Origin of the sequence: Coprococcus sp. AF99-45 (assembly GCF_027663865.1) — a bacterium.
Lineage (GTDB): Bacteria > Bacillota > Clostridia > Lachnospirales > Lachnospiraceae > Allocoprococcus > Allocoprococcus comes.
The window spans coordinates 1,427-8,646 of the sequence record NZ_JAQDGZ010000037.1; the positions used below are offsets into that span (position 1 = coordinate 1,427).

A 7,220-nucleotide genomic window follows, 5' to 3' on the forward strand; every position below is an offset into this window, starting at 1 on the left:
TTCCTGATAAAATGTCATGTAATTCCTCCTCTATCTGTTTTTCTTAAACTTATATGGCCTCATCTTTCTGTATTGGAAGCTCTACAACAAATCTGCATCCACCATATTCACGGTTTTCTGCTTTGATTGTTCCTCCGGCACTATCTACAATCCGTTTTACAAGTGCAAGACCTAGGCCATTTCCTTCTGCTTTATGAGATCCATCTACCTGATAGAACTTGTCAAATATTCTGGATTTTACATCATCCTCTATTCCTGGTCCTTCATCTTCCAGAATGAACTTAACAGAATCCTGTTCTTGTTTCAGAAACATCATAATTGTCCCCTTTGAAGGGCTGAACTTAATCGCATTATCCAAAAGATTTATCCAGATATGCATAAAAAGTCCTTCATTCCCAGTATATTTAACTTCCTCCAATTCTACCTGGAAACCAATTTCTTTTTCTGTCCATTTTGTTTCCAATGAAAGAAATGCCTGGCGGATCTGTTCATCCAGACGATATTCTGTTTTTTTCATTGGTATATTCTGATTCTCTAACTTGGATAACAGCAAAATATTACCAACCAATCCGGAAAGTCTTTGGGTGTTAAATAAGATTTTTTCTACATATTCCTCTTGATCCGGAGACAGTTCTTCTCCCTGAAGCAGCATTGTATATCCTTCAATGGCATTAATCGGGGTCTTAAACTCATGAGAAACATTAGATACAAAATCCATCTGCAGCACCTCTGTTGCACGAAGTTCTTTTGTCATAACGTTAAAACTTTGATAAGATTCTCCAACTTCTGCTATACGGCTGTTCGTTTCCAAATGCTGTTCAAAATCTCCCTGAGAAACTTCCTTCATTGCTTTACTAAGTCTGGTAATTGGTTCCAGTAACTTTGCATTGATAAAGGAAGTGATCAGCCCTGCAATCAATGTATTGAAAATCAAAAGCCAGCCAAGCACAGATATGCTGCCCGGCAGATTAAAAAAATGATTCAAAAAAGCAAATAATAAAGCAGATATGACTGTTGAAAATACAAGTGCCAGCCAGATTGCACCAGTCAGACAGGATCGGATCCGCAATCCTTTTTTTTTCCTTTGTTCCATTATTTTTTCACCACCTTGTATCCAATTCCACGCATTGTTACGATTTCAAAATCCGGATTATCTTTAAAACGCTCTCTGAGTCTTCCTATATGTACCTCTATTGTATGTGGATCTGCCTCCGTCTCGTATCCCCATACTTCATCCATCAACTGTTGTTTTGTAAATGTTCTGCCTGGCGAAGCTGCAAGCTTATATAAAAGCAGGAATTGTTTTTTAGGTAAAACAAGACTTTCCTTATCAGTTGTAACCGTCATTGCATCATAATCAAACTCCGTTGAACCAATCACAATTTTGTGTTCATTCAATATCTGTGCACGGCGAAGCAGTGCTCCGACTCTTAAAACCATTTCATTCACATTTACCGGTTTTACCATATAATCATCACTTCCCGAAAAAAAACCCTGACGCATATCATCAAAGGAACCTTTCGCAGTGATCATAAGCACTGGTATCTGATATCCTGCTGAACGAAGTTCTGACACCAGTTCATAGCCATCCATAACCGGCATCATAATATCAGAAATGATCAGATCAATATATTCCTTATCCAATACTTCTAATGCCTGTGCTCCATCCGATGCACTTTTGACTTGATATCCATTCTTCTCAAGCACTTTTTGGAATAGCTGGCTTAATTCTTTATCATCTTCTACAATCAATATTTGAAACACGTTTTCCTTCCTCCTTATTAAAACAGATACCTTGCCCATCCAAGCAGATGCTGTACCAAAAATATTTTTCTCTGACGTTTCTTTGTTAATTCGATTGGCTCTACATGATATGGATCATTATAAGTTCCGCCTTCTAATATCTGACGGGACACTTTTTCATATTCCATCATGCCCTCTTCCAACTGTTTATTAATATCTTTACTGCGTATTACAAGCATCAGTTCCGTATCCAGATATGCACTTCTCATGTCCATATTAAAGGAACCGATTACAGACAGATCATCGTCAATCAGAATACTTTTTCCGTGGTATGAATAACCGCCTTCATATTCCCAGATATTAATTCCTGTACTTAAGATTCTATTTCTGTTTTTCGCATAATCGGCAGACCCAAATGGATTCCCATTATTCGCAACTGAATTTGTCATGATAGAAAAATCTGAAACGTTCTCTGCAATCTCCTCCCATGTATTATACATCATATCATTACAGATAATATATGGCGTGTGGATCTTCACACGATTTTTTGCATTTTTCATCAATTCTCCCAACTGATACCACACTACTGGTTCTTTGGAACCTGTGTGAATAGGATTTGACACTAATGTAATCTTTTCTGTCTCAAAAGTTTCGTCCGTATAATCGGTCTCGCAGATTCTTTCCTTATTCTCTTCAAAATATTTCTGATAGCTGTTCTGCAACTCTAAAACTGCGTTCTTTACAGATTTTCTATTTGCCAGTTTTTTATTGTTATGAAAATAACCACTGTCTTCCTGATTCCATATGGTTTCAAAATACTCTGACAACTGGTTAACTGAATTTTCTTTCTCAGGTTCATCGCAAACCACTAACACGTCTCTGTCATAGTTCTTATGTCCCGGAAAATCACCCAGGAAATAATTGTATGTATTTCTTCCCCCAAGAATATATCTCTTTCCATCTGCAATCAAATATTTATCATGCATTCTACCCATCATTTTCCACGGTTTCAACGGATTGGCCTTATTATACAGTTTAATTTCAACATTCTCATGGGAAGATAATCCATAGAAATACGGATTTCCTTCCATATCAATCCAACTCTCCATTCCATCTACTAACAGACGAATATGTACACCTCTGTCTGCCGCATCATGCAGTGCTCCTAAAATCAATTTTCCACTTTCATCGGATTGAAATGCAAAAGTAGAAAGAATAATTTCCTTTTTTGCATTCTTGATCAAACGCACTCTTTGTAAAAGCGCTTCTGGATTCTTTTCTATGATTACTGCCCGTTCTGTATTTTCACTGCATTCGTTCCATGACCCATTTTTTGTTTTTTTTTTGGTTGTATTGGACACTTCCGGCTGCTTTTTATATGCAACGCAGATTCCGAGCAATTCATAAAAAGCCACACATAAAAAAATTGCCAGTATAACAAGAAGGATTTTACATATTTTATGCTTTTTCATTGTACATCACCTGATTCCTTTTTATTTCATACTTATACAATACAAAGTCAATCTCAATTTAACCTCAACAAGGTTTGTTTTTTCATCCATGCAAAATCTTCTTTGTACAACAGACTGTTAGATATAGCAAAAACGGCCTTTCAAAAACAGTTAACTTCTAAATCAACTGTTTTTTGAAAGGTCGTTTCATCAGATTCTTATAGCAATCCAGCAAATAATCTCATAAATAATTGTCCCAGTCGCAAATATGCACTTCGTCCGATTTGATATTGGTCTGTCACATCACGACATTCTCCCATCGTTCTTATCAGATCATTTTTTATTTCCACAACTGCCTGACAATCTGCCATAAAACAGCCGTTTTCAAAATGGTGATATAAACTTCGATAATCCAGATTAATTGTTCCACAGGTTGCCATACAGTCATCTGCCACACTCATTTTTGCATGACAGAAACCAGGAGTCCACTCATAAACACGAACACCATGTTTAACTAATCCATGATAAAAAGAACGAGTTATATTATAAATGAACTTCTTATCAGGGATACCCGGTGTGATAATTCTTACATCTACCCCTCGCTTAGCAGCCAGGCATAACGCATGTGTCATTTCATCTGTTATGATTAGATATGGAGTCATAAACCAACAGTATTTTTCAGCTTTATTTATCATACTGATATAAACTTCTTCTCCTACCTGCTCATTATCCATAGGACTGTCTGCATAAGGTTGAACAAACCCAGTTTGCTGTGCCGCATAATCATAATGGAAAAGGTATTTACTAAAATCAGAATCATTAGCATCCTTATCACTTACTGCATTCCACATCTCCAAAAATGTCACCGTAAGCGACTGAACAGCATCTCCTTCTAAACGAATACCTGTATCTTTCCACTGTCCGTACGGGTGTGTGTAATTAAAATATTCATTTGCGAGATTATATCCACCTGTAAATCCGACTTTTCCATCAATAACTGTTATTTTTCTATGATCACGGTTGTTCAAAAACAGATTTAAACCTGGCATAAACGGATTGAATACACGGCAATGAATTCCTATTCGCTCCATTTTTTTCACAAAATCTGTATTAATAAAGCCTATAGAACCCATATCATCATAGAATACTCTAACTTCCACACCTGCTTTTACTCGCTCTTCCAGAACATCTTGAATCTTATGCCATGCTTCAGCGTCTTCTATCGCATGATATTCCATGAAGATAAATTTCTGTGCTTTCTTCAAATCCTTAAGCTGTGCCTCTAATCCTGTCACTGCTTCATCAAAATACACAATATCTGTATTCTGATAGATTGGATACTGCGAATTTCTTTGTATGTAACTTGCGATATTTCCTGCTTTCGGAATCGTTTCTTTTATTCTACTCAAACACTCCTGATTGTCAGGAAGCATTGGTAATAATTTACTATCAATTTCTGTATATCGTTCACGCATTTTATGTGTGCCACCATTCAAACCAATCAACAAATACAGGCCTACACCCATAATTGGGAAGATTAGAATTAAGATGACCCAAGGCATTTTCATAGAAGAGGTCTTATCTGATGCGTACAATCCCAAAACCAAGATTCCACTCAAAATCCTTGTAAATAAATTTATAATTTCTGCATATTCATTCAAGCGTGTTACGATAGTAATAATAAAAATTACTTCCAGAAGAATGCAGACTATGGAAAAACACAGCCGTTTTACCCCATTTTTTGTTTTTGCTTTGCCCTCTAAAGTATCTTGCTTCATATATATTCCACCTTCCTACTTGCTCAGTTTTCTGCCTAAATTTCATGAAACATACCTATTTTGTCTTTTATTCTCTGCATTTCATTATCCGCTTCAATGATAGCTCTTGCAGAATGAAGTAATTCTTCACTTATCTCATCATAACCAGGCATTTCTTCAATTCCTTTTTTATAGCGAAGTTGATGTTCCAATGTTGCCCAGAAATCCATACCATTGGTTCGGATCTGTAATTCTACACGCATAGGTGTTTTACCCTTAGCAAAAAATACTGGTATTTCAACAATCATATGATAGCTTCGATAACCATTTGGTTTTGGATTTTTTATATAATCTTTTATTTCAATAACTTTAATATCATCCTGTTGGGTAATCAAATCTGATATCATATAAATATCGTCAATAAACGCACAAACTATTCGAACGCCTGCTACATCATTTAAATATGTCTGTATATTTTCTGTTGTAAAATCATGTCCCATTTTCTGCAATTTATTGTAAATACTATTGGGCTTCTTAATCCTTGTTTTTATAAAAGAAATAGGATTTCGATTGTTCTCAACTGAAAATTCATCATCCAAAACCTCAAGTTTAGTTTGTATCTCCCGAATAGCACAACGATACATCATCATTAAATTATAAAATTTTGTAGCATTATTTAAAAATTGTAGTGATTCCGGACTGTCCATCCAGAGTTTTTTTACTTCATCCTTTGTCATGGTACTTTCCTTTCTACTTCATCCCCGTATTCAAAACATTATTTATTTTGATAGTTGATTCGTTCTCCTTGAATTACTGGATAACAAGGCTATCTATATAATTTAGATATTTCTCTTTGGTCATGACTCTTTTACAATAGAAATTTCTCGATCGTATCTATCTTCTCCATTCCACTTTAAATGATTATTTAGAACAGCTACTTTGCTTGTTGTATGAAAATATGATGAATGATGCTCAAACTGGGAATATTACTGGTCGTAATACAATTGCATCTGCTTTGACCAATATTGTTACTGGGAAGGAAGATGCAAATTTTTCATCACCAAATGGGAAATATAATTTCTTTACTTGCTCAAGTAATACATTGAAATGTGATGAATATGCGTTCAATGCTTCATCTATTTTGATAGCCGGCAATGGAGAGTTTAATGTTAAGCATTATACAGGAAAATTTAATGCTTATCAAAGAACATATGTGTTAATACCAGACCTAGAGTATTATGCTCTTCTGTATTTAGCAAGCATGTATCAAATAAAGTCATTTAAATCTGCAGCTTCAGGTTCGATTGTAAAATTCATTACCAAAGGAGATATTGAAAATATTCCAGTTTTTATTCCTGATAATAAAGCTATTTTAAACAAGTTTAATTGTTTGCTCATGCTTCAAGAACAATATCAGAAAGAAAGTGATGAATTAGCCTCAATAAGAGACTGGTTACTTCCAATGCTCATGAATGGTCAAGCTGCCATCGAAGATTGATATGATAAATAATCATTTATCTTATTATTAGTCCTTATCTTAGCGTCGATTTTTTCTAATACTGCAACCATTTTTTTCTGATTCTTCAATGAAATCACGGGAATAGTGTAATTTGGAAACTCCTCTACCGAAATACGATCAACAGTACTTCCTTTATCTGCCTTGTAGCTGGCAATAATCTCCGTCAGTTTTGCAATCTGTTGCGGAAGATTCCTTGCAATGTCATCTTCCAGGCGGTACTGGTTATTCATGTGATTAGCTTTTAAAAGCTTTAATTTTGCCACATCCACATCTAATGCCATCTTCTCTTTTACTGCCGGATTTCCGGTTGCAAGTGCTTTGACCTCTGCATAGGACAGCGCCGCTTCGTCCACATCTTCACAACTTCTGACCGGTGCTTTGCTCGTCATAATCTGGGAAATGAATTTCTGCTTGTTCTCGATCAACTGCCACATATAACTGTCGAAAGTGGATTCTGTTACATACCGGAAGATATGAACCTTTTTATTATGGTTTCCCTGACGGATAATACGTCCTTCCCTCTGTTCCAAGTCAGATGGTTTCCAACCAATATCCAAATGATGCAGGGCAATCAAACGGTCCTATAGTGATAGGTAATCCTTTGATGTTATCGCCAGACTTTCCCCCACTTCACACCGGACATGAGAGTTTCCCCTCATCCGGCGTTCCATCATCAGTAACTTCTACTTTTTAACATCGTAACTTACAGTTCCTTATCAAGTGCTTTTATATATCAGTCGCCTTACTTCC

The 7,220-nt window shown here is 35.9% G+C and carries 7 protein-coding genes and 1 pseudogene; 1 reads left to right on the top strand and 7 read right to left on the bottom strand.

The annotated features are described in order from the left end of the window. Positions 1 to 49 precede the first annotated feature (49 nt). The 5 genes from PGR14_RS15470 to PGR14_RS15490 all read right to left on the bottom strand — a co-directional run bounded on the left by PGR14_RS15470 (position 50) and on the right by PGR14_RS15490 (position 5,688). Positions 50 to 1,093: a sensor histidine kinase gene (locus PGR14_RS15470; RefSeq protein ID WP_270223680.1), complete on the bottom strand. Its 1,044-nt coding sequence runs from the start codon at positions 1,091 to 1,093 to the stop codon at positions 50 to 52. Further along, positions 1,093 to 1,803 (bottom strand): response regulator transcription factor, encoded by a 711-nt coding sequence (locus tag PGR14_RS15475; RefSeq protein ID WP_005421560.1) that lies wholly within the window; start codon positions 1,801 to 1,803, stop codon positions 1,093 to 1,095. The genes PGR14_RS15470 and PGR14_RS15475 overlap by 1 nt, the downstream gene beginning before the upstream one ends. Beyond that, positions 1,782 to 3,215, bottom strand: a complete 1,434-nt coding sequence (locus tag PGR14_RS15480; RefSeq protein WP_270223681.1) for a phospholipase D family protein — start codon at positions 3,213 to 3,215, stop codon at positions 1,782 to 1,784. Before PGR14_RS15480 ends, PGR14_RS15475 begins: the two co-directional genes overlap by 22 nt. Before the next feature lie 197 nt (positions 3,216 to 3,412). Further along, a complete protein-coding gene (cls, locus tag PGR14_RS15485; protein ID WP_270223682.1) occupies positions 3,413 to 4,972 on the bottom strand; it encodes a cardiolipin synthase in 1,560 nt (519 codons plus the stop codon). 35 nt (positions 4,973 to 5,007) lie between these two features. Continuing rightward, positions 5,008 to 5,688, bottom strand: a complete 681-nt coding sequence (locus tag PGR14_RS15490; protein ID WP_009203863.1) for a GTP pyrophosphokinase — start codon at positions 5,686 to 5,688, stop codon at positions 5,008 to 5,010. Between the two features lie 209 nt (positions 5,689 to 5,897). On the opposite strand from PGR14_RS15490, the gene PGR14_RS15495 reads away from it, so the two are divergent. Continuing rightward, the gene (locus PGR14_RS15495) at positions 5,898 to 6,449 is read left to right on the top strand and encodes a restriction endonuclease subunit S (RefSeq protein WP_270223683.1); all 552 of its coding nucleotides are present in this window, start codon (positions 5,898 to 5,900) and stop codon (positions 6,447 to 6,449) included. Here PGR14_RS15495 and PGR14_RS15500 read toward each other — a convergent pair. Next, on the bottom strand, positions 6,428 to 6,628 hold the full coding sequence (locus tag PGR14_RS15500) for a restriction endonuclease subunit S (protein WP_242854881.1): 201 nt from the start codon (positions 6,626 to 6,628) through the stop codon (positions 6,428 to 6,430). The genes PGR14_RS15495 and PGR14_RS15500 overlap by 22 nt on opposite strands. Further along, positions 6,605 to 7,051 (bottom strand): annotated as a pseudogene (locus tag PGR14_RS15505) (helicase); the annotation flags it as partial. The pseudogene PGR14_RS15505 and the gene PGR14_RS15500, both read right to left, overlap by 24 nt. Positions 7,052 to 7,220 lie beyond the last annotated feature (169 nt).

Coding starts and splice junctions, on each gene's coding strand:
- PGR14_RS15470 (WP_270223680.1), bottom strand. CDS start 1,093: ATGGAACAAAGGAAAAAAAAAGGATTGCGGATCCGATCCTGTCTGACT.
- PGR14_RS15475 (WP_005421560.1), bottom strand. CDS start 1,803: ATGGGCAAGGTATCTGTTTTAATAAGGAGGAAGGAAAACGTGTTTCAA.
- PGR14_RS15480 (WP_270223681.1), bottom strand. CDS start 3,215: ATGAAAAAGCATAAAATATGTAAAATCCTTCTTGTTATACTGGCAATT.
- cls (WP_270223682.1), bottom strand. CDS start 4,972: ATGAAGCAAGATACTTTAGAGGGCAAAGCAAAAACAAAAAATGGGGTA.
- PGR14_RS15490 (WP_009203863.1), bottom strand. CDS start 5,688: ATGACAAAGGATGAAGTAAAAAAACTCTGGATGGACAGTCCGGAATCA.